Source organism: Terriglobus sp. (assembly GCF_965201105.1).
GTDB lineage: Bacteria > Acidobacteriota > Terriglobia > Terriglobales > Acidobacteriaceae > Terriglobus.
In genome coordinates this window covers 700833-722222 of record NZ_OZ241741.1, presented here as the reverse complement: position 1 = coordinate 722222, position 21390 = coordinate 700833, and the positions used below count along the sequence as shown (strand labels likewise).

Annotated in this window: 24 protein-coding genes; 17 read left to right on the top strand and 7 right to left on the bottom strand. The window is 58.3% G+C overall.

Translation table 11 applies throughout. The features are described 5' to 3' along the window. Positions 1–31: 31 nt before the first annotated feature. From ACOFKT_RS03175 to ACOFKT_RS03125, 11 genes are all read left to right on the top strand, one after another. On the top strand, positions 32–439 hold the full coding sequence (locus tag ACOFKT_RS03175) for a hypothetical protein (RefSeq protein WP_419805986.1): 408 nt from the start codon (positions 32–34) through the stop codon (positions 437–439). Then, positions 436–711 carry a hypothetical protein gene (locus ACOFKT_RS03170; protein ID WP_419805985.1) on the top strand — a complete coding sequence of 92 codons (276 nt, stop codon included), beginning with the start codon at positions 436–438 and terminating at the stop codon, positions 709–711. The genes ACOFKT_RS03175 and ACOFKT_RS03170 overlap by 4 nt, the downstream gene beginning before the upstream one ends. A 42-nt stretch (positions 712–753) precedes the next feature. After that, positions 754–891 carry a hypothetical protein gene (locus tag ACOFKT_RS03165; protein WP_419805984.1) on the top strand — a complete coding sequence of 46 codons (138 nt, stop codon included), beginning with the start codon at positions 754–756 and terminating at the stop codon, positions 889–891. A gap of 98 nt (positions 892–989) precedes the next feature. Then, the gene (locus ACOFKT_RS03160; RefSeq protein WP_419805983.1) at positions 990–1712 is read left to right on the top strand and encodes an SOS response-associated peptidase; all 723 of its coding nucleotides are present in this window, start codon (positions 990–992) and stop codon (positions 1710–1712) included. A gap of 58 nt (positions 1713–1770) precedes the next feature. Continuing rightward, positions 1771–2100, top strand: coding sequence for a hypothetical protein (locus tag ACOFKT_RS03155; protein ID WP_419805982.1), 330 nt, complete (start codon positions 1771–1773; stop codon positions 2098–2100). Between the two features lie 402 nt (positions 2101–2502). Continuing rightward, positions 2503–5334, top strand: a complete 2832-nt coding sequence (locus ACOFKT_RS03150; protein WP_419805981.1) for a triple tyrosine motif-containing protein — start codon at positions 2503–2505, stop codon at positions 5332–5334. Further along, the gene (locus ACOFKT_RS03145; protein ID WP_419805980.1) at positions 5331–6011 is read left to right on the top strand and encodes a response regulator transcription factor; all 681 of its coding nucleotides are present in this window, start codon (positions 5331–5333) and stop codon (positions 6009–6011) included. The genes ACOFKT_RS03150 and ACOFKT_RS03145 overlap by 4 nt, the downstream gene beginning before the upstream one ends. A gap of 191 nt (positions 6012–6202) precedes the next feature. Further along, positions 6203–6772 carry a PEP-CTERM sorting domain-containing protein gene (locus tag ACOFKT_RS03140; RefSeq protein ID WP_419805979.1) on the top strand — a complete coding sequence of 190 codons (570 nt, stop codon included), beginning with the start codon at positions 6203–6205 and terminating at the stop codon, positions 6770–6772. 292 nt (positions 6773–7064) lie between these two features. Then, a complete protein-coding gene (locus ACOFKT_RS03135; RefSeq protein ID WP_419805978.1) occupies positions 7065–7961 on the top strand; it encodes an alpha/beta hydrolase in 897 nt (298 codons plus the stop codon). Between the two features lie 178 nt (positions 7962–8139). Continuing rightward, positions 8140–8424, top strand: coding sequence for an HU family DNA-binding protein (locus tag ACOFKT_RS03130; protein WP_419805977.1), 285 nt, complete (start codon positions 8140–8142; stop codon positions 8422–8424). Positions 8425–8949: 525 nt separating this feature from the next. Then, the gene (locus ACOFKT_RS03125; protein WP_419805976.1) at positions 8950–9465 is read left to right on the top strand and encodes a hypothetical protein; all 516 of its coding nucleotides are present in this window, start codon (positions 8950–8952) and stop codon (positions 9463–9465) included. 275 nt (positions 9466–9740) lie between these two features. Here ACOFKT_RS03125 and ACOFKT_RS03120 read toward each other — a convergent pair whose 3' ends face one another. Further along, positions 9741–10376, bottom strand: a complete 636-nt coding sequence (locus ACOFKT_RS03120; protein WP_419805975.1) for a hypothetical protein — start codon at positions 10374–10376, stop codon at positions 9741–9743. Positions 10377–10467: 91 nt separating this feature from the next. After that, positions 10468–10716, bottom strand: coding sequence for a VOC family protein (locus ACOFKT_RS03115; RefSeq protein ID WP_419805974.1), 249 nt, complete (start codon positions 10714–10716; stop codon positions 10468–10470). A 216-nt stretch (positions 10717–10932) separates the two neighbouring features. On the opposite strand from ACOFKT_RS03115, the gene ACOFKT_RS03110 reads away from it, so the two are divergent. After that, positions 10933–11220, top strand: coding sequence for an ArsR/SmtB family transcription factor (locus ACOFKT_RS03110; RefSeq protein ID WP_419805973.1), 288 nt, complete (start codon positions 10933–10935; stop codon positions 11218–11220). 83 nt (positions 11221–11303) lie between these two features. After that, the gene (locus ACOFKT_RS03105; protein ID WP_419805972.1) at positions 11304–12047 is read left to right on the top strand and encodes an SDR family NAD(P)-dependent oxidoreductase; all 744 of its coding nucleotides are present in this window, start codon (positions 11304–11306) and stop codon (positions 12045–12047) included. A 352-nt stretch (positions 12048–12399) separates the two neighbouring features. On the opposite strand, the gene ACOFKT_RS03100 is transcribed toward ACOFKT_RS03105, so the two are convergent. From ACOFKT_RS03100 to ACOFKT_RS03090, 3 genes are all read right to left on the bottom strand, one after another. Further along, complete coding sequence (locus tag ACOFKT_RS03100) at positions 12400–13206, bottom strand: N-acyl homoserine lactonase family protein (RefSeq protein WP_419805971.1); 807 nt, start codon at positions 13204–13206, stop codon at positions 12400–12402. Next, positions 13203–14093, bottom strand: coding sequence for an alpha/beta fold hydrolase (locus ACOFKT_RS03095; RefSeq protein ID WP_419805970.1), 891 nt, complete (start codon positions 14091–14093; stop codon positions 13203–13205). The genes ACOFKT_RS03100 and ACOFKT_RS03095 overlap by 4 nt, the downstream gene beginning before the upstream one ends. A 621-nt stretch (positions 14094–14714) precedes the next feature. Further along, positions 14715–15140, bottom strand: coding sequence for a MarR family winged helix-turn-helix transcriptional regulator (locus ACOFKT_RS03090; protein WP_419805969.1), 426 nt, complete (start codon positions 15138–15140; stop codon positions 14715–14717). A gap of 78 nt (positions 15141–15218) precedes the next feature. Here ACOFKT_RS03090 and ACOFKT_RS03085 point away from each other — a divergent pair, with 78 nt between their 5' ends. The 4 genes from ACOFKT_RS03085 to ACOFKT_RS03070 all read left to right on the top strand — a co-directional run bounded on the left by ACOFKT_RS03085 (position 15219) and on the right by ACOFKT_RS03070 (position 19129). Then, positions 15219–15617: a VOC family protein gene (locus tag ACOFKT_RS03085; RefSeq protein WP_419805968.1), complete on the top strand. Its 399-nt coding sequence runs from the start codon at positions 15219–15221 to the stop codon at positions 15615–15617. 310 nt (positions 15618–15927) lie between these two features. Continuing rightward, positions 15928–17250 carry a saccharopine dehydrogenase family protein gene (locus ACOFKT_RS03080; protein ID WP_419805967.1) on the top strand — a complete coding sequence of 441 codons (1323 nt, stop codon included), beginning with the start codon at positions 15928–15930 and terminating at the stop codon, positions 17248–17250. Positions 17251–17466: 216 nt separating this feature from the next. Next, positions 17467–18540, top strand: coding sequence for a DNA glycosylase AlkZ-like family protein (locus ACOFKT_RS03075; protein ID WP_419805966.1), 1074 nt, complete (start codon positions 17467–17469; stop codon positions 18538–18540). Between the two features lie 235 nt (positions 18541–18775). Then, positions 18776–19129: a hypothetical protein gene (locus ACOFKT_RS03070; protein WP_419805965.1), complete on the top strand. Its 354-nt coding sequence runs from the start codon at positions 18776–18778 to the stop codon at positions 19127–19129. Positions 19130–19802: 673 nt separating this feature from the next. Here the strand turns inward: ACOFKT_RS03070 and ACOFKT_RS03065 are convergent. Together ACOFKT_RS03065 and ACOFKT_RS03060 are read right to left on the bottom strand one after the other, a co-directional pair. Continuing rightward, entirely contained in the window at positions 19803–20453 is a 651-nt protein-coding gene (locus tag ACOFKT_RS03065; protein WP_419805964.1) for a TetR/AcrR family transcriptional regulator, read from the bottom strand. 7 nt (positions 20454–20460) lie between these two features. Next, positions 20461–21318, bottom strand: a complete 858-nt coding sequence (locus ACOFKT_RS03060; protein WP_419805963.1) for an SDR family oxidoreductase — start codon at positions 21316–21318, stop codon at positions 20461–20463. Positions 21319–21390: the final 72 nt, after the last annotated feature.

The window sequence follows — 21390 nt, the reverse complement described above, 5'->3', positions numbered from 1 at the left end:
ATTCGCCTTTTCTTCGCCTATAGTAGACCACATGGGCGGCCCCCGATCATCCACGATCCGGCAGATCGAACGTGGCGCTGTCTGTTGCAAATGCCGCAACCCGCTGCCGCCCCGAATGGATGGCGGCGTCGGCGCCCGGCTCTGCCTCCGCTGCATGGAAGCCCAGCTCAAGACGGTGGTGATGCTCTTCGACTTCGCGCACGACCTCTACCGGGTGACGTTCACCGAAGCGGATGGGCGAACGCCTCTCGCCTGGACATGCTCCTACAAGACGCAGGAGCCGCTGTATCGCATCGTGAACGCCAGCTACCAACCGATGCACGCGGAGCGGGAGATGGAGCGCAAGCTGTTCTCTGTCCGTCGCGGCATGGTACGGCTGCGGCTTTTACCCGGTCAGTACGAGCGGCTCACCCGCCCACGGCGGAGGTCCGCGGCATGAAGGTCGGCGGATACGACAAGGAAGTGGACAAGAGCAAGCTGGGCGGTGCCGTGCTCATCGGTGCCTGCGTAGTCCTCGCGGTCCGCACGGCGCGGTGGCCCGTTACGGTGCACAACCGGGACCAACCCGACAACAAGCTCTGGCAGGAGGTGGGCTACGCGGTTCGGCTGGCGCTGGAGGTGATCACGGAACTCACCGGGCGTCACCCGAATCTCTTCGCGCAGAAGGATATCCCATGGTGGCTGCCGGGCGACGAGGACCTGCAGCCCTGAGGGGGATGGCCGTAGCCCGGTGACTTCGGTACACTCCCTGCCATGCCACGTCGCAGGGTCAAGCAGTATGCCGCCGTTCACTTCGGCGATGCACCCAACCCGAACAGCGTCGATGCCGTTCAGGCACGACGCATCGCGCGGGCACGGAGCCGGAAAGAGACCCGGCAACTGGAGCTCTAGCGCGAACGAAACACGACAGTGGAACCGACGTTCTGGAGCCGTCTCGCCGGCCTGCTCGGGAGCATACTTGGCGGGCACCTTCCAAGAGGCAGGCACTGATGTGCGGCCGTTACGTTCGCCGCTCCGACAAACAGCGCATCGCGGAAGCCTTCCGTCTCGCCGAGCTGCCGGAGCTGCCGCTTCCTCCCGACTACAACATCGCTCCCGCGACCTTTCAGCCGGTGATCCGCCTGAACCGGGACACGGGCGAGCGCGAGATGGTGCTCATGCGGTGGGGCCTGGTTCCGTACTTCGCCAAGAGCCTCCTCGACTGGAAGGGTTTCTCCACCATCAACGCCAAGGCCGAGACCCTGCAGGAGCGGGCGCTCTGGCGTGGACCGTTCCAAAAGCGCCGCTGCCTGGTACCCGCGGACGGCTTCTACGAATGGAAGAAGATCGACCCCAAGACGAAGCAGCCTTGGGTGTACACGCTTACCGATGGGCTGCCGTTTGCCTTTGCGGGTCTGTGGCACGCATGGAAGAACCCTGATACCGGCGATTGGCTTCAGTCCTTCGCGGTCATCACCACCACGCCGAATGAGTTGACGGCCGAGGTCCACGACCGCATGCCCGTCATCCTCCACCCGCGCGACTACGATCGCTGGCTCGAGCGCGGCCACGTCGAACAGCCGCCCGTCGATCTCCTGCGGCCGTATGAGGCCGAAGCGATGCACGCCGCGAAAGCACATCCCAAGGTCGGCAACGTGCGCAACAACGGGCCGGAGATGCTGCAAGGACCGGACGACGAAGGCGAACCGATGGCGTTGCTCAACAGCAAGTGAAGAGCAACGCGATGCTTCAGACATAGACCGGAAATGAATGACCCGCTAGGCTGGAAGCATGCCCCGTGACTTTGCAACAAGCTCCACGCAGTTCCTTGCTTCCATCGACGCCGAGATCGAACGTTTACAGAACCTGCGTCAGCAGGTAGCAGCTGCAGTCGATGCGGATGAGGCGTTGGCAAAGCCTGAGAAGGCCGTTCGCAAGGGTATGAGCGCGGAGGGCAGGCAGAAGATCGCTGAAGCGCAGAAGGCACGCTGGGCCAAGCAGAACAAGGCCGCCAAGTCCGCTGCGAAAGCACCGGCGAAGAAGGTTGCGGCCAAGAAGACCGCCAGCAAGAAAGCTCCCGCTAAGAAGACCGCTGCGGTTAAAACAACCGAACAGGCCTAAGCGGAGCGGCAACCCGGCGGAAGTCAGCTGCAGTCTTTTCAACGAAGGCCAGACACCTAGTTCTGCATAAACGCGATTACTTCTACAATGCGACTTATCGGTACTGATTCGTCCCGGTCGCCGTGATTCTTCAGGTGTCGTGGCCCATTCGCGATTGCGTGTAGCCCTACTCTGGCAGCTTCGACGCAGTTTCCGTAGTCTTAGGTCGGTACTCCTCCAGGAGAGAACCCGCCTACACGAGGACACACGTTGTTCGGAGCCACATCGCTTCGTAGCCGGACCAGACGCGAATTCACTACGCTGTTTGTCCTGTGCCTTGGGTTGCGAGCTGCTCTTGCGAGCGATCTGCTGGTACGTACCTGGACGCCAAGCCAAGACGCTCGTCAGCGCACCGTACTCGCGATGCTGGAAACCCGGGAGGGGTATCTCTGGTTGGGTACGGGCAAGGGACTACTACGTTTCGACGGGGTTGGCTTTACCAGCTTCACTACCCAGAACACGCCCGGGATGCTGGGCGATCGCATCAGCTTCGGCACACTCTGGGAAGACCCTAAAGGCGTGGTCTGGGCCGGCACCGATTTCTCAGGGGTACTGCGCAACGACCATGGTCACTGGCAGACGTACCAGGAGAAACAAGGACTTTTCGGCGGTAAGGTACTCCGGATCGACGGGGACGAGAACGGGATCACCTGGATCTACACAGAAGCTGGAGTCAATGCTTGGACGGATGGCCGTCTGGGCCGGGCTATACCTGGCGGAGGCGACCGAAGCTCTGGAACGGTCGTACCCTACTCTCGGCAAAGAACCGTAGATTTCGCAAAAGCCGGTTTGTGGAGACACGGCCGGAACGGACTGGAGCGCTTTGCCTATGGACACTGGTCCAGCTTTCCCACTCCTGCGCTACAGCGGCCGTTTGAAGACGATGTCCGGGAGATCTTTGAAGACCGATCTCGCAGGGTCTGGTATTCGATGTTTTCGTATCCGACGACGGTTTTTTGCGCAGAGCAGGGCAGGCTGAGCCACTATGAAGGCCTTCCCCCCGACGCTCTCGTCAGCTACGAGGATCGGGATGGCTATCTTTGGCTGACAGATCACAGCGCCCATACATCGCTCTGGAAAGATGGCCGGCTTTTCCCGCTCCCTGAGCTGAAGGCACCTTTTCTGCTACAGGTTCTCGAGACCCGCAACGGAGCGCTGTGGGCCGGCACGGCCGGAACAGACCTGTTTCAGTTTCGGCGGAACAGCTTTGGCATCATGCCGACGGCGGGCACACCGGAGATCGCCTCCGTGCTCTTGCAACAACAGGGTGGCCAGGTATGGGCGGGCGGAACGAGGGTGCTTCATCGCTCTTCCGGCTCCCGCAAAGCTGCCTTTGATCCGGTTCAGGCGCCCAACCAGCCGCCGCAATGGATACAGATCAAGACGCTGGCGAAGGATGCCCGGGGAGACCTGCTCATCGGCTCCCGAGGTTTAGACGGCGTAGAAGAACTTACGCCGCGTGGCTTCCAGCACATCAGCCTGGTACCTGGCATGGTCCAGGCGATGCTGTCGACGCGGACGGCTGAGACATGGATTGGGGCCACGTCAGGGCTGTACCGCATGACGGGGCCCGTTGTGCAGCGCGTGAGCACGCTTCCCGTCCGTTCTTTGCTGCAAACATCGGCCGGTGTGCTCCTGGCGGGGACGGAGAGTGGACCGCTTCTGTTTCGTGACGGCAGGCAGGACCATGGGCTTGCCGCATGGAGCTACGGCCCCATCGTTGCAATGCGGCAGGATCGGTCGGGCGCAGTCTGGATAGCCACGCAGGATCACGGCCTTGTGCGCTTCGCTGACGATGCCTTGCACGCGCTGGGCACAGCGGACGGCTTACCGACCGATGTGCTCTACAGTCTGGAGTTCGACGACGCAGGTGATCTTTGGATGGGCAGCGATGTTGGCCTGATGCGGGTTCGTGGCAGAAGCATCGAGCGTAAGCTGCAGGACACTGCCGGCAGGCTACAGGTCACCATCTTCGACGCCGCGGATGGTCTTCCCGCCTCGATCTTCGACCCGCTTGGCGACCAGGGTGCCCTGCGCCGCCCGAACGGAGAGTTATGGTTCGGAACGGAACAGGGTGTGGCCGTCATCCGCCCATCGACCCTCAGGACTTTGTCTCCCGATACGCATCCGGTCATTGAGGAGCACGAGGTGGACCAGTCCGGTCCTCTTCCGCAGGACCATATCGAGCTGCGGCCGGGGCAGACCAACCTGCAGATCCACTACTCGGCTCTTGGCTCCAACAACCCGGAACAGCTTGTCTTCCGCTACCGGCTGCAGCCTTACGATCGCGACTGGGTCTATGCGCGAAGCCGCCGTGTGGCGTACTACTCCCATCTCTCACCGGGCCGTTACACGTTTCAGGTACAGGCGGCAGATCCCGATGGCGAGGGCTGGGCTGGGGGCACGGCCACAACCTACGTCAGGGTGCTGACACCCTTCTACCGATCGTGGTGGGTTCTGCTGCTTGTCCTTCTGAGTATTGGCTCTTTTCTCGTGTATCAGGTGGCTTTGCGGCGTCGCAGGCATCTGGCAGATCAACGCAATCGCCGCCTCTTTACGCACCGTTTGCTTACCACCCAGGAAGGGGAACGGAAGCGCATCGCTCACGAGCTGCACGACTCCATCGGACAGCACCTCGTGCTCATCCGCACCCTGGCGATGCTGCCACCCGGCTCGTCGACCACCTCCGGAGGACACCTCGCTTCAATCGCCGAGCAGGCCGCCGTCGCCATCAAGGAGGTCGAAACCATCTCGTATGATCTGCGACCGTACCAACTCGACCGGCTGGGCCTGACCAAAGCCGTCTTGTCTCTGATCCAAAGCCTGGAACGGAGCAGCACGGTTCGCGTCCAGTGCTCGGTCGATAACATTGACAACTTCTTTCCGAAGGAGACCGAGATCAACTTCTATCGCATTGTGCAGGAAGCTCTCGGAAATGTCCTTCGCCATGCTGAAGCCACCTCCGTCAGCTTCACAATCATCCGCACAGAACACTCTCTACGCCTCGTTCTCGAAGACGATGGCAAAGGCTTTCCTGCCGTTGCGGAGGGGAAAGGCTCCGCCCTGGGCCTGGTGGGGATGCATGAACGGGCCGAAGCCCTGCATGGGCGCGCCTCCATCATGTCGGTTCCCGGGCAGGGCACCACCGTCACCATCGAAGCCACACAGACTCCCCAGGCAAGGATGACCCCATGAACCCGCCGGGAGAACCCCTGATTCCCGTACCGATCACCGTCCTGATCGCCGACGATCATCCCCTCATGCGGCAGGGGATCCGCTTGTCTCTCGCCGGGGAACCTTACATCTCGATCGTAGGCGAGGCGGCCAATGGGGAGGAGATTCTGGAGTGCGTCGGCTTCCGGCAACCCGACATCGTCATCCTCGATCTCGATATGCCCGGACGCAACGGCCTTGCAGTTCTTCGCGAACTCAAGCGACGAGGGATCACGATCGGGGTCATCATCCTGACCCTCCACACCGGCGCCGACCTCATCGCCGAGGCCCTGGACTTAGGCGTGCGCGGCTATATCATCAAGAGCTCTGCCGTCGTCCAGGTGGTGGAGGCCGTACGCCGTGTCGCCGGAGGCGGCAGCTACCTGAGCCAGGAGGTGCTCGATGCGCTCGAGGGGGCGAAGGCGAAAGGACCGCTCCCTGCGGAGTTGCAGCAGCTAACCCCGCTGGAGTTGCGCTTGGTCCGGGAGATCGCCCAAGGTAAGACTTCCCGTGAGATCGCGGCGGCGCTCGACCTGAGCGGCCGTACCATCGAGAACTACCGCACACGCATCTGCAGCAAGCTCCGCCTGGCAGGGCCCAATGCACTGCTGCAGTTTGCCCTCCGTGAGCGCGAGTCGCTGGGCGGGCTCGCCAAATAGCGTCGTGTACAACCTTTGTTCGGGCGCATGACGATTTCGTGTACCCCTACTCTATCCTGCTCGCCGAACAGCCCCATAGACTCGCGTTACCAAAGGTCATGCCGGATCACCTCGCTCCCGCGAAGGTTGTACAAGGCTTGACCGCGCCATCCTGCGTTTCCTTTTTCCACTTATCCCCAGGAGAAGATCCCATGCGCCCCTACTCTCTCGTTGCTGCCGCCGCCCTGCTCTCGGCCAGCCTCGCCGCTCACGCTGACTCTATTAGCGAGATGTTCACCGCGAATACAAGCAATGCCTCGCAAAATATCGCATCAAGCTTGATCAAACAGTTCGACCCTTCATTGGGAGTACTGAATAGTATTTCGCTCACGCTTTCTGGCCGTGCGACTTTCACCGCGGGTTTCGCCGGGGATCAAGATGCATTCCAGGGCGTCTCTCCCGCTGTGGGCCGTCCTGTTGTGTTCGCAGGCTCTGGAGGTGATGCTGCAGGCGGTAAAGGCTCCGATTCGTTCAACATATCGGCAAACGGAACCGCTCAAGACAGCGCTTCCATTAATCAGTACCTCGAAGGAACAGGGCAGACGCAACTCGTTCTTCAATTTCAGAACCTCTCGACCACCTCCGGTGTAAATGGTACGCTGACCTACAATTACACAGCAGCAGATCCCATTGCGGCCACCCCTGAGCCTTCCAGCTTGGCTCTGCTCGGTACCGGTCTGCTTGGCGCAGTTGGCGTCGCCCGCAAGCGGTTCGCTTACTAGCGGATGCGCGACGTGAACAGGCCTCGGCTTCGGTCGGGGCTTTTACTTTGCCGTCGCAGCCACTCAGAGTCGGTGATGTGCGCCTCAGTCACGAGAAACGCCGCTGTAGGAGTGATGCCTCTCAGGCAGGCCGGACTCGCTCCGATATCTGTCACTGACGCTAATGCGACTTGTCGGTTCAAATGGAACCATTGTGTTTGGTTCTGCGTACTTTGGGTCAGTGTGTCACGTTTGTTGTGCGCATCGGCTTAGCCGCTCCCATTGCGGGTCTGCCCAATCAAACGGAGGTTCGATGCTGACGTTTCTGCTTGCTGCGGCAATCAGTTACACCCTGACCGATACAAGCGTGCTTCAACCTCCCAAAGCTCCTGCCATGGCAGTTTGGACCAGCGAGCCAGCCACCCGGGAGGCTGTGGAGTTCACGGCCAAAGATGGAAGTCGTATACGTGGTTGGATCTACCGTGCAAAGCAGGTTGACGACGGGAGGACGGTCGCCACTCACCCGTTTGTGCTGTTCTTTTACGGGAGCAACGAGGACCTAGTGCATGAGGAGGCGCGCCTCGCATGGTTGAGGGACAAGCTCCATGTGAACGCAGTATGTTTTGATTTCCCGGGGTATGGTTTCAGCACGGGGAAAGTGAACGTAAAGTCGACCCGTGAAATTGCTTTGGAAGAGTATGACTTCGTTCACGACCATCTTGCTGCCCAAGGGCCGCGAGGTGATGGCTCTCTGCCCGCAATCGTCACATACGGCTGGTCGATCGGAACGGGATTAGCGGTGCATGTTGCAAGTCGGCGAACTGTTGCAGGGTTGATTCTGCAGGCTCCGCCCGCGAGCGCAGATGAAATGGCGGCTTGGTCCTCCAAGCACGATGTGCCGCGGCTCGCTCGCGGTTTTGTAAAAGTCACTGTCGATGCTGAAGTTCAACCAATCTACAACAACGTTCAGGAGATCGCGAGTATTTCAGCTCCGCTGCTGGTGGTGCAGGGTTCTGAGGACGATGTGGTTCCAATCACACAGGGGCGGGAGGTGTTCGCGGCCTCACCGGCAAAGCAGAAAACATTCGTTGAGGTTCCAGGGGCACACCATAGCGATCTGCGGGTCGGACACCCACCAGCAGGGGATGCAGTAGCGGCATTTCTACAGCAGACTGCTGCCGGTCAGCCTTTTGCAACTCCGGCGCGTTAGTCCTGGTAAACGCCGTTGTGGAAAGTTAAGCTGCTGGACCTGATCGGAACGCCTTGTGAGACGAGCCAAGCATCAGAACGCTGGAGTGTCTGCCCGGAAGCTCAGCACGAGAGGAAACAAGAAGGCTATGGCAACAAAGAACTCAGCAGAGAAGGTCCTACCGGTCAAAGCAGCGAAGATGACGAAGACTCAGATCGTGAAAGGCATGGCCGAGAAGCTGGATGCGGAGCCGAAGCAGATTCAGTCGTTCTTCGACGCGTTGATTGAGATGGCGACCGAGCAGACGCGCGAAGCAGGTGAGTTCACAATCCCGGGACTGGGCAAGCTGGTGAAGGCGGAACGCAAGGAGCGCATGGGGCGCAACCCCGCTACCGGTGAGCAGATCAAGATCGCTGCGAAGACCACGGTAAAGTTCCGTATCGCCAAAGCGGCGACAGACGCTATCGCGCCCCCGAAAGCTTAGTGCTAGTATGGGGCTTAAGCCGTTTGCAATGAGTGTGTTACGTCCGATAACAAAGGTTCTGTATAGTTGCTACTCTTGTACGGCGAGGTACTGTGAGCGAGACAGGTTGCACTTCTCGCTTGCATCTAAACCGAGCGTCTCACGGGAGCAGGCATGCAGAAGCGAACATTAGGGCAAGGTCTCAGCGTTTCAGCCATGGGGCTCGGCTGTATGAGCATGACATCGGCCTACGGGCCTCCTGCTGACAAAGCGGAGATGATCGGACTTCGCAGGCTGGTGAGTGTGGCACGTTTGATCAATTCTGCGAAGCGTGCATCGTGTATGGGCTCTCGGCATATTCTGACGGTGCATACGGAGCAAACCGAAGCAGGCGAGACCGGCGGCCTCGGCAGAAGTGCCGGTCTTCCGTCGAGTGCTACGCAACGACTTTCGCGTCTGCGGCCAAAGGACGCTCAGTAGCCTGAGCAGCGACAGTTCTGCGAATTTGCGTAGGCCGGAAGTGGAGGCTGGTTCACAGCGAAAAGATTGCTCCGCGAAACATCCCGCGAGAAGCTGTTCGCTTCTTATCCTGCTTACGCCTACTCGGCGATGGAGACCCCTATGAAAACGTTTCGCTTTGCATGGATGCTTGCTGCTCTTCCGCTGGGAACCACTGCTTATGCGCAGAGCCTGGAGCAGAAGAACATGATCGCGCAAGACAAAATACAGGTCGCCCAGTACGCGGCAGAAACCAACAAGAAGTGCGGAACCAACATCGCCTTCTCGGTAGACTATCCTTCGTTCGCCGGCATCAAGTCGGACCCCGACAATCTGAACCAGCAGAGCCCCTGGGCTTATTTTGCGAACGTGACAGATGCTCTCAACTCCGTTTGCAACACTAATGAAGGCAAGGCGGCGGTGAAAGCAAAAATTCAGAAGGTCGTCGTCTCCCATGCCAAAGAAGAGTCGGAGTCGCTGAATGGCGGCCTGTTTCACTACAACGTCTCGTACAAAGTTCATACGGTGCAGTCGGTCGAGGAGTGGCTGAACAAGAACCTGTAAGACTCCGTGTGCCGTGCTTTGGAGAGGCGAGCGAAAGCCGAGCACGATGACCCGTTCGGGTCATGCTCGGCGCTTTTGGACGAAGGGTCTGCGCATTACAGTTCCTCGAACGCCTCTTGCACCAGCCATCCTGCGCCGAGATCTTTGGCGAAAGCGCTCGAGCCCGCATCCGCCATACCCGCTCTGGCGGAGCATGTAAGCGTCACCGGGCAAGAGCTAACGCTTGCCGTCACGCGAGGCGCGATGCAGATCGACATCACTGCAGGGCGGAATGTTCAGCGGAGTCGATCCAGCGCTTCTTGTAAGCCTGCTTGGTCTGGATCGTAAACGAAGCTGCGAGTCACGTTGCCCTCACGGTCGATCACAAAGGTGAAGCTGTGCCCTATATTCGCGGGCGAAAGATTTGCCGGCACGTCGACGATGGTTGCTGAACGGTGCAGCTGCGCCTGACTGACGATCGGCTCGCTGTTGGGCGCGCCGACATCCGCAAGCGTCAGCAGAGTGATTCCCTTGCGTCTGAACTCGCCCTCCATGCTGCTGAACGTCGCGAAGGCATCTTGGCTGTCATTACTCCGCGGATTCCAGAGATACAGCGCCACGGAACTCCCGCGGTGCTCGTCGACAGTGTGCGTCGCTGCGTTTGCGACTGCGTAGGCGACGCGGGCCATCGGTTTGCCCTCCAGCGCATAGGGTGCCCTGTCCCGATCCTGGTGCGGCAACGCGACAGTCAGATACAAAACTCCCAGAAAGGCCGTACACAACAGCAGCGCGTTTCCGCCCAAAGTAATCCAGAGGGCGTGGTGACTTCGTCGCCAGATCAGCAAGCCTATCGCGAGCACGCTGAGAAGGATCAGCGCTTCAGCGATGGGGCAGCCGTAAAGAACTTCGACGCGATACGAATGTGAAGACATGGTCTGTGTTCAAGCATACGGCTTACCAACTGTTGTGGATGCAACGCCCGGCGCACAGCCAGCATGGCTCCTCTCGGCAAGGGAGCCATGCCTATGCAACGGCAGTGCACTTGGAGTCTATGCGGCTAGAGGGGCACAGAGCTTGTTTAGCCTTTGAACTTCTTGATCGCCTTTGGAGTGACCGGGGTAAAGTAGTAACCAGGTTGCCATCGGGATCCCGAAAGAGGAAAGAGCGATTGCCCCATGGCATGGCGGTCGGTTCTTGCACGAACTCGCCAAGTGCTTCCTTCACGCGAGTAAATTCCTTATCCACATCCTCGACCAAGAACTCGAGAATCACGCTCCGATTGGTCGCCGGTTGTGCAACGGCTCCGCCAAACGCTGCTGCACAAGGCTGGCATCTACACCGAGACGTCGCTTTCCACGCAGCGCCTGCAAGCCGAGGCTGCGAAACTTGGAATGGGGTGGAGTTGCACAGCCCCGGTGTTTGGTTCGAGACACGCTGAGATTTCACAGCCCGTGCAGGTACCACGCCGCTTATGCCTCACACTTGGACATGGCGATAAAAACCGAACTCGACGATCAACGATTCCACTCGATCGCCCGCGTGCTTGCTGATCCGCGCCGCTTCGCCATTCTCCAGCAAATCGCCTCCTCAACTGTTGCTCTTCCCTGCAGCGCGCTCGCCGCTCAGCGCGAGGTCACACGAGCCACCATTTCGCATCACCTGAAGGAACTCGTCGAAGCCGGTCTAGTAGATGCCGAGCGCGAAGGCCGTGTCATGCTACTCACCTTCCGCCGCGATTTGTGGCGCGCTTACTGCAATCGTCTCGTTGCACTCTAGGAAATTGAATCCTAGCCCGGACTACGCCATCTGTTAGATGAAGGTCTAACATAAATACACGGAACTCATCAGAGGTGCAGGACATGGCAAAGCTCACAGGCAAGATCGCGGTAGTCACCGGCGCATCCAAGGGTATCGGCGCGGGCATCGCAAAGGAACTGGCAGCGCAGGGCGCATCGGTTGTCGTCAACTACTCCTCCAGCAAGGAAGGTGCGGAAAAGACAGTTGCCGCCATCGTGCAGGCAGGTGGTAAGGCAGTCGCCATTTGTGGCAGTGTAGCCAAGCCCGCCGATATCGACAAGCTCTTCGCCGAGGTGAAGGAAACCTTTGGAACGGTTGACATCCTGGTCAACAATGCCGGCGTGTATGTCCACGCTCCCATCGAGCAGGTTACAGAAGAGAGCATTCAGGAAGTGTTCTCTGTGAACGTGACTGGCCTGCTACTTACCACCAAGGCCGCTTTGGCCCTGTTTCCAGAGAGCGGCGGAAGCATCATTAACATCGGCTCTATCGTCAGCGAAACAACGCCAGCCATGATGTCGGTCTACAACGGCACCAAGGGCGCCGTGGATGCCATCACACAGACCTTGGCCAAAGAACTGGGCCCGAAGAAGATCCGTGTCAACGGGATCAACCCGGGCATGACCGTCACGGAAGGAACTGCCCAGATGGTTGAGAGTGACATGGCGAAAGTAATGATATCGCTGACGCCGCTCGGACGTCTTGGACAGCCGGAGGACATTGCGCTCGCTGTAGCGTATCTCGCATCTGAAGATGCACGCTGGATCACCGGAAGCCTGCTGCAGGTTGGCGGCGGTCTCCGCTGACGTGTCGGTGCGCTGAATCAAGCAAGCACATCGCCGGGTACTCCTGTGAACGTTCTGATGAGGGGCGTAGGTTCGCTGCTAGGCCGCCTCGTCGCTACCGAATAGGCGTTTAGAATCGATGTTTTGTATCTGCGAACGGCCACAACAAGCGGGCGACGCGGCGACCGTTTTGGCAACCCTAGCCTTCCTGCCTGGCTATGCCGCCTTTACTGACGAGAATGCGACTTCAGGTGAGTATTAGGGAGCGCTTAGGTTCAGGCGTACGGCGCTCCTTCTAAGGAGGCCTTTACACTCTTCGTGCCCCGGGCAGTCAGTGAGAGAAAGCAGACGTTTGCCTCGCGAACGGATCTGCTCAGTCGAGCCTGACGGCGATGCCAGCAAGGTCCGGCCTAGCCGCTGGAAAGTTCCGTAAGACCGAAGGATCATGACCCGGTATCACGAGCCTGTCTTCCGTGGCAAGCGCACTTAGGCGTGCGTAGGTTTCAATCAGCCCTCCAGGATCGAAGACGACGGGGTACACCTGTTCCCGCTCTCTAAGAAAGGTATAGTGGCAGGCGTCGGAGGCGAGCACCAGCCACCCGGAGCGCGTCCACACGCGCACGAACTGGACGCCCGGCGTATGGCCGGAAGCCAAGTGTACCGTGACGCCCGGCATGATTTCAGCGTCTCCATCGTGGAAGATGACGCGTCCTGCGTACACATCGCGAACGAAGCCCATCACGTCATCTATCTCGTACATGTCGCGAAAGAAAGCGTGGCGCATGTAGCGGCCTGTAGCAAAAGCCATCTCTTTGTCCTGCAGATGGAAGGTGGCAACCGGAAACAGGCTGGAGTTGCCGACGTGATCGTAATGCAGGTGCGTGACAATCAAGGTTTGGACCATGTGCAGATTGACCCCGAGTTGCTGCAGCGGTTCTGCCGGGGAACGCAGTAGTCTGCGGCCACGCTTCGCGCCGGAGCTTACATTGAAACCGGTATCAACTACAACGACCTCATCTCCGCGCCGAATGAGCCAGATATAGTAGGCCATGTCGAAGAGCGAGTGGTGTGGGTCAAGCCCGATCCCGACCTTACCTGGCGGTAGAGCATCGGCTTCGGCGTACTTGATCGCGTACACCTCGTATGGTGCGAATGACGGAGTGCTGCTTGCCGTTGTCATGCGGTCTTTCCAATCTCTAGCACAGCAGCCGCAAACGCGTCGGGGGCTTCCTGCGGTAAATTATGGCCCACATGATCGAGCGTCGCGACACGCCGCAGAGCAGTGAAGTGCGGCTTGATCTTCTCCGGCGGTTCGGGCCGGTCAACTCCATCGTCGGCACCTTGCAACACGATGGTGGGTACGGTGATCCGCGGCTCCGCCGAGAGTCGCTTTTCCATCTCGTTAAGGCTTGGATCTCCTGGAACCGCGCCGATACGGTAACGATAGGACTGTAGGACCACATCGACGAAATCCGGATTATCGAACGAGGAAGCCGTCTGTGCATACGTGGCGTCGTCGAAGTGCCACGTGGGAGAGAAGTTCTGCCACAGATAGCGGCAAAGACCGGCTCGATTCTGCGTGAGCGCAGCCTTTCCGCGTTCCGAGTTCAAATAAAACCAATACCAGTGCAGTCGTTCTTTTTCCGGCTCGATTGGCTTCAGCGCCTGCATTGAGTTCTGCAGGTTGTACCCGGTGCCGCAGCTCACGAGGCCGCTCACTCGCTCGGGATGCAGCGCGGCGAGAACGCAAGCGGCGCGTCCACCCCAGTCGTAGCCCGCAAGGGTCGCACGCTGTATTGACAAAGCGTCCAGAAGCGAAAGCAAATCCGAACCAAGCGCGGCTTGTTGGCCCACGCGCTGCGCGTCATCGTTTAGAAATCGCGTAGGCCCGTATCCTCGCAGGTAAGGAACGATCACACGGCGACCTGCCGCTGCCAGTTGTTGCGCCGCAGCATCGTACGAATGAACGTCGTATGGGAAGCCATGAAGCAGTACCACTGCCGAGCCAGAAGCAGGTCCCGTTTCCAGGTAAGCAACGTCCAATTGGCCGGTGTTGATTCGTTTCATGGTCGCTCCTGTAACGCTTGCTCGATCTTTCTCTGCCGGCACTCCGCGCGCGAAGCCGGTATAAGCAGCCGCGAGAGTGCCTGCGGTTATACCAACAAAGCTACGCCGGGTTCTTTGCTCTTTTCCTAGCATGAGCCCTCCATTGTGGTCGACCAGAACGGGTGGAGATAGCCGTCGTCATAGAAGCAAGCAAGCGCCAACGACAAAATAGTCATGGACGAACAATCGTTGCTAGGATGCCATCCTGACGATTCGACGTAAGCTTCCGGCACTGGCACACCTACTTTAGCCTTCAAACATAAGCGTTGCTCATCGACCAGAGTCACCAAGCTCAGCGGTACTTGGCAGATGCAGGCTGTTGGCTGGACTAATTCGTCGCAAGCCTGTTCCGCACTGTTGTCGAGCAGGCCCCAACTTCGAACAGGCCCAGCTGCGTACAGCTTCAAGCCTGCGCTCTTCTGTCCCTAGATCAATCCTGACATTTAACCTATTCCTATCCGTCCTTAGTATCGGCTCGTGGTCGGATTCTTGAATGTCAAGCCACGGTTCACAGTCGTCGCGGCGGCCCGCGCAATGGGCAAAGCCGCGTGCAGTACAAATCGCGTTGATCCAAGTGGTCCTTCATTGTGGAGTGACTTGCATATTCTCCGCGCACCGAAGCAAAGCACACCGTAACGCCTCAATCTCTGTCTGATCGAATCCTTCGGTCATTCTTTCTTCGATCCCGATAAGAACCTTGTGCGCTTTTGCCAAGATTTCAGCACCTCTACGCGTAAGTTCGTTTCGCCTTATACGGCCATGGGTAGGATGCGGAACCCGGCGGAGCAAACCCTGCTTCTCCATGTTCGCGATCACACCTTGCATACTCTGCGCCGTTACGAAGGCCATGCGGGCCAGGGCAGCATTGGAGATTCCCGGCTCGAACGCGACTGCGGAGAGGAGATTGTATTGTGCTGTGGTGAGGCCAAGCGGACTGAGCTGATCGTCTATGCTCGTGCGCAACGCATGTTGCGCTCGCTTGAGCAAGTAGCCCAACCGTTCTGACATCGGATGTTCCGTCAACTTAGACCGCCGCACTAGTTCCTCCCCTTGATGTAAGGAGCCTTACATGATTATATAAGGTTCATGACATCTTCTCGCAACAACGCCAACCCCGTGGAATGGATCGGCCCCAGTTTCCTTGCTCTCCAGGTGCGTGATCTTGAGGCATCTAGGGTGTTTTACATTGAGAAACTAGGACTGGTACCGTTGCAGCAGAACCCTTCAGGAGCGATCGTATTTTCTACGCGCCCGGTACCATTTGCAATTCGGACTCCGATGATCGACCTGGATGCTACCAGCAAGCTCGGATGGGGTGTCTCGTTCTGGATAGCCGTCACCGATGCAAATGCCATGCACGACCAGCTGGTGAAAGCTGGCGTACCGATTGTGCTGCCGCTCGCCGATGGACCATTCGGAAGGTTTTTTGCCTTCTGCGATCCGGACGGCTACACGATTACAGTTCACACGCAAAGACCCGAGTAGGACCCCGGTGCCCAGGCGGTTGGTACTGGGAACAGCCGCTGCCGCTTACGTCGAGAAAGTAGAAGCGGCAAGGGTAGAACAAGCGCGCTAGCCGCCCTGCTGGTGGATTGCTCAACATTGAACGTTTTGTCTGAGCGGCTCCCTAGATGGAGGAGAACAGAGGCTCCACGTAAAGTGTGCCCGAACTCCATCAGATCCGCTCGTCGTCCACCCCTGCATCGAAACGGATCATCGCTTTATGGCATCACAGCCGTCAAGTGTCAATGTGTCTCACATAAACCTTAGGACGCCGTGCGAAGGAGGAATCATCATGGAACCGAAGCGGGACTTTGATCTTGTTGTGATTGGAGCCACAGGATTAACTGGCCGCCTGGTCATCGAGCAGCTTGCGCATCGCGATACCCTCTCTGGCTTCACCGGCAAACGCCGCTGGTCGATCGCGGGGAGGAATCCGGACCGTCTTGCCAAAACGCTTGCCGATCTTCATCTTGAAGACGTGCAAACGTTACATGCGGATCTCGACGATCAAACGTCGCTCTGTGATCTCGCAACGCGAACGGCTGTCGTGCTGAGCTGTGCTGGACCGTACAGTTCGCGGGCCGAAGGCTTGATCGAGGCGTGCGTGCAGGCTGGTACTTCGTATGTCGACCTCAGTGGAGAGATCCCGCTTTTACGTCGTGTGATCGATCGCTTTGATGAGCCCGCTAGAAGTGCTGGTGTGCAGGTTGTTCAGATGGCTGGCTGGGAAGCGATGCCCGCTGATCTCACCACATTGGTCGCGTGCCAGCGTGCAGCCGCCTCGATGACTGCGGGACCCGAGCAAGGTGGGCTCTACGTCGGTCCAGGAGCAGCACATCCCATTACGAGCGTCCATGTGGCTGTACGCTTCCTGCGTCGCCCAGAAGGTGGCGTGCCGTTCAAGCAATCCGTGTCTGCGGGAACCATGGCCAGCATCGTTGAAATCCTCAAGGCACCCACTGCCGGTCTGGTAGGGCGGTCGGCGGGCCTGCTGCCGATTTCTTCAGCAAATGAAAGATCGCAGCAGCCCGCCCCCTTGTCGCTGCGGCCGCAGGTCCAACAAGGACGCGTGTTCGGTCCGGTCGTGCCGGTTGCTTTTCTTAACCCGCCGATTGTCTACCGAACCGCCGCCATCCTAGCCCGGGAGCGGGAAGTAGCTCTTTCTTTTGCCAGGTACCGAGAAGGTCTGGATCTCGGGGTTTCTGCAGGTCTTCGTGGCATCGTACGCAGAGTCGCTGCCGTATTGAAGGGGGTCATGCAGACGCTTCTCATTGGCGTGACACGCCTGCCGTTATCGCTGCGCAGGCAATTGGCTGGGATCCTTCAAAACCTTCTTCCCCCGGCAGGTTCGGGTCCCTCAGGCCGTCATCTCACGCAGTGGACGTGGGAGGTCGAGGCCAGAGCCACGGCAGTAAATGGCAACATTGCTACTTGCGTGCTCGCCGGAACCGGGCATCCCGGGTATACCGCAACTGCGGCAATGATTGCGGAAGTTGCTCTGCATATGGCAGATCGAAACCAAAGCGAGAGCCGTTCCGGATGCCTGACACCGGCTCTGGCTATGAGCAACTCCAAGGAGCTAAACATGAAGATGCCGTCCCTGACACTGCGTTAGCCGCTATGGTATCTAGCTAGGGAGAGACAGGCGATCTTGCGTTTTGCTCCGCAAGGAAGAGGAAAGTGGAGCGCCGCCCATGCAAGGAGCGCCACTACTTGGATAACCGCTTGGGACTGGCTCTTCTGTGGTTTTTGAAGCTCTGCGAGAAGACGTTTTAGGCAATGGGGCCAAGCTGGACAGCTTGTAAGGTGACGGCCAAGCGATAATTCCGAGATGTCCAAGAGCCTCCGCACTCTTCGTCGGTGGGCAATCTCGTCCACACTCTTTCCCGAGACAACACTTCCTGACGCCCTCAACACGCTCGGCTTCGTTCAGGCTGATCCGATTCGCTCTCCGGCACGCGCCCAAGAGTTGATCTTGCGACAGCGCGTGAAGAACTACCGGATCGGCGACCTCGATGCCAACTACGCTGCATTGACTCTGGAGGAAGATTACCTTTACGCATACGGCTTCATGCCGGCGTCGACCTGGCAGGTATTGCACCCAAGGGCATCAGGTTCGCTCACCCCCATGGAACAGGAGTTGCTCGCTATCGTCTCGGAAAACTCTCAGCTTCACCCAGCCAGTCTGCGGAAGGTTTTTGGAGACGTAAAAGAGCCGAACGCATGGGGAGGTCATTCGAAAGTCTCGACAAAGGCCCTTGAACGACTGCACTATCGCGGCCTAATTCGAGTAGCAGGGCGAAAGGGTGGGATAAAGCTCTATGGGAAAGCAAACCCAATCAATGAAGCAAGGATGCCAAATGAGCGCCTGGACTTCTTAATTCTGCTGGTCGCAAAGATCCTTTGCCCCATTTCAGAAGGAAGTCTTCGAGCAGCACTAGGCCATCTACGGCATGCGTCGCCGGAGTTGACCGGTCGTGCCGCCGCACTCTCCGGCTTGATCAAGCGTGGAATGCTCCAAGTGCAAGCGGTGGACCAGGTCCGGTACGTAGCTCCTGCCGACAGCGGGCCAGTCGCTGAGCAGGAGGACGCCGTGCGGTTTCTGGCCCCATTCGATCCTCTGGTCTGGGACCGCCGCCGCTTTGAGCATCTTTGGGGTTGGGCCTATAGGTTTGAAGCTTATACTCCGCCTTCTAAACGAAAAATGGGCTACTACGCGATGCCCCTTCTGTGGAGGGACTCAGTTATAGGCTGGGTCAACGTTTCTGGCGGCGGCGCGCTTTATCACATTGAGCCAGGCTTCATTTCAGGCAAAGCCCCAACTTCAGCCACATTTCGGCGAGCCTTTGAAGCCGAAGAATCAAAGCTGAGGAGTTTTCTATGCCCTCGTTCCACGCTGGGCTGAGGCCACATCCTGGCACAATGCGCAACGGCTGCCAGACTCTTTCGTCGCCGCACCTGATCGTATAAACCCGTAGCATCACCCGAACCAGTTCACATTCGAGACGGCCAGGTTCGCCGGAACGCACGTTTGCAAGAAGCTCGCAGGCTTCAGACACCCGAACGGAGTTCATCTGAACCACTCCGGCATCGTCACGGTCTGCGTCACAGAAATTACAATCGAAGTTAGGAGAATGGTGATGGCAAGCGAAGTCCACAAAGAGACGTATGAAGCGTACGGACGAGTATGGGATAGCCGAACTCCGGGATGGAAACAATTACTGGCCGAGATCGTGGATGAGAATTGCGTGTACAGCAACATGGTCGTGAGCGGTGCGGGCTTGGAAAGCCTGACGCAGGTCATCGAGGCATTCCATTCAGCGAATCCAGAGAGCGTCTTTGCCACAACCGAATACATGGAACAGCACGGGAATTCACTCGGTCATTGGAACCTGCTCGACGCCACTGGCCAAGTGGTTATGACAGGATCGAATTTCACGGCCTACGGCGAGACTGGTCGCATGATTCAGATTGCGGGCTTCTGGGGCATGTAGGGCAGCACATTCGTGTCAATAGAATCGTGACGCTCAGCAACAGAAAACCTTCTGGGGATCTCTACAACGAAGGATTGCGAGAGCGGTTCAGATCGGATGCGTTCTGCAAGATCGTTGACAATCCGCGTCCTCGCAAACTGGTTTTCCAGTGCTGTGCCAAGGTTTGTGGCGCAAAGCGAATATCGAGAAGAACCCGTCCATTAAGAAGTCGGCAGTAAAGCCGGATCGAAAGACAGCGCGAGGTACACGAGCCACCATTTCACATTATCTGAGAGAGCGCTCGTTGAAGCGGGTCTAGTAGATACTGAGCGCGAAGGCCGTGTCACGCCATTCACCTTCCGCCGCGTTCAATCAGCAACACCAGATATCGGCTACTGACCTCTGGAGTTTGTCAACTGATCAGCACTTGATTACCGCCTAGGTTTCAAGAAGCTCCGACGCCGCCGCTTATGAGGCGCTTCATCTCGGAGTGACTTGCATTCTCGGCGAACCGATGAGAACTTTGTGCGCTCTTATAGGAGCCCGGTATCTTTGCGCGTAAGCTTACTCTGCCTGATACGGCCTTGGGTAGGATGCGGAGCGTGGCGCAGCAATCCCCGCTTTTTGATGTTTGTGACGATGCCTTGCATACTCTGCGCCGATACAAACGCCATTATGGAGGCTATTGCGATTGTCAGGAGATCAGCTTAGTCGTTCTATGCTGCGCAAGCGCTCCGAGCAGTAGATGCAACACAGCTTGACCTGCTTGGTTCGAATCGAAGCGAGCGGCGCGACTGAGGTAGAGACTAGCCATGCCGTGCAGCAACGCCCACACCGCGTCGGTAAGCTCGTTCAAAGCTGGTGCATTTACCACCGCGAAGCTGGCATTCTGTGCAGCCAGCCACTGTTCAATAGAACTTCCGGTTACCTCGCAGATCCCCCTTGCAGCAGTGCTAAGAACTTTGCCATCGACGGATACTCCGTCCATGCCGTTCATTAGACGGTACATCTGACTCTGTTTCTGCATGTAGTTCCAGTAACGATCCGCCAGCAAGAGGATGGCCGTCTCCGCTCCTGTGTTCACCGGCTTTCGTAACTCGCGATTGAGTTCTTCAAGACCTTCGACTGCGAGTTGCGTCAGCACATCTTCCTTATTCCGGAAGTGCTGGTAGAGCACAGGAGCGGCATACCCCAGGCGATCCGCCAAAGCCCGAATAGTGACTGCTTTCCAACCGTCCTGCACGCCGATCTCGCGTGCTGCAGCTAGAATCTGCTGCCGGTTCGCAATCACGCGTTCTTTGCCACGGCTCATTCTCGTTTTGGCAGCAGGTGATTCTGGCTTCACTGTTCCCCTAGGCTAAGAACGCCTGCCTGAAGTCTTGAGCAAATGTTTGGAAGGTTCTCGGTTTGAGGCCTGTGACATCCTGGACGGCGGTCGACAGCGTGGTCGCTTCTCCACGGCTGTAGTGCTCATAATCTTCGACAAGACCGTCTGCCTGCCATCCGGGCATGTGGAAGCCCAGCAAGGCTTCTCGCATCGCTGCCCCGGAAATATTCTCAAAAGTGACCGGCTTGCCGATGGTCTGGGCCAGCTCTTCTGCCATCTGCGCGTGAGTCAGCGCCTCCGGTCCTGTAATGTCGTACGACTTGCCCTCATGCCCAGTCTCAGTTAGCGCCGCCACTGCTACAGCGGCGATGTCCCGCACGTCCACGACACTGACGGGCGACTCTCCCACTGGAGCGGTGATCTTGCCCTGAGACGCGATCAATTGCTTGAACAGCAGCAGCCCTTGCATGTAAAGGTTGGGCCGCAAATTGGTGAATGCCATCCCGGATTGGGCAAGCGCTGCTTCAACGGCTGCGTGGTAACGCAGGAAGCGCACAGGCGAGTCTTGCCTCGCATGGAGCTGTGACAGGTAGACGATGTGCTTAACTCCAGCTTCGCGTGCAAGGTCGACAAATTGAAGCTGCTGTTCCTCCACCTTCTCCGACGACGGCGTTACCAGGAACGCTCGGTCCACTCCGGCGAGCGCCTTCCGTAGGCTGTCCGCGTCATCGAAGTCCGCAATCGCGTACTCAACGCCGGCAGCAGAACCATCCTTCTGCTCTGGCTCATTGCGGACCATAGCCCGGACCGATTTTCTCTGCGCACTCAGCTCTTTGACGATCTCTACCCCATTGTTTCCCGTTGCACCCGTAATCAGAATCATGGTTCCTCCTTATCTACCAGCGATAGATATGATGCCGACGGGAGGGTTCCGGTTCAACCCTGAGGTGAGCGG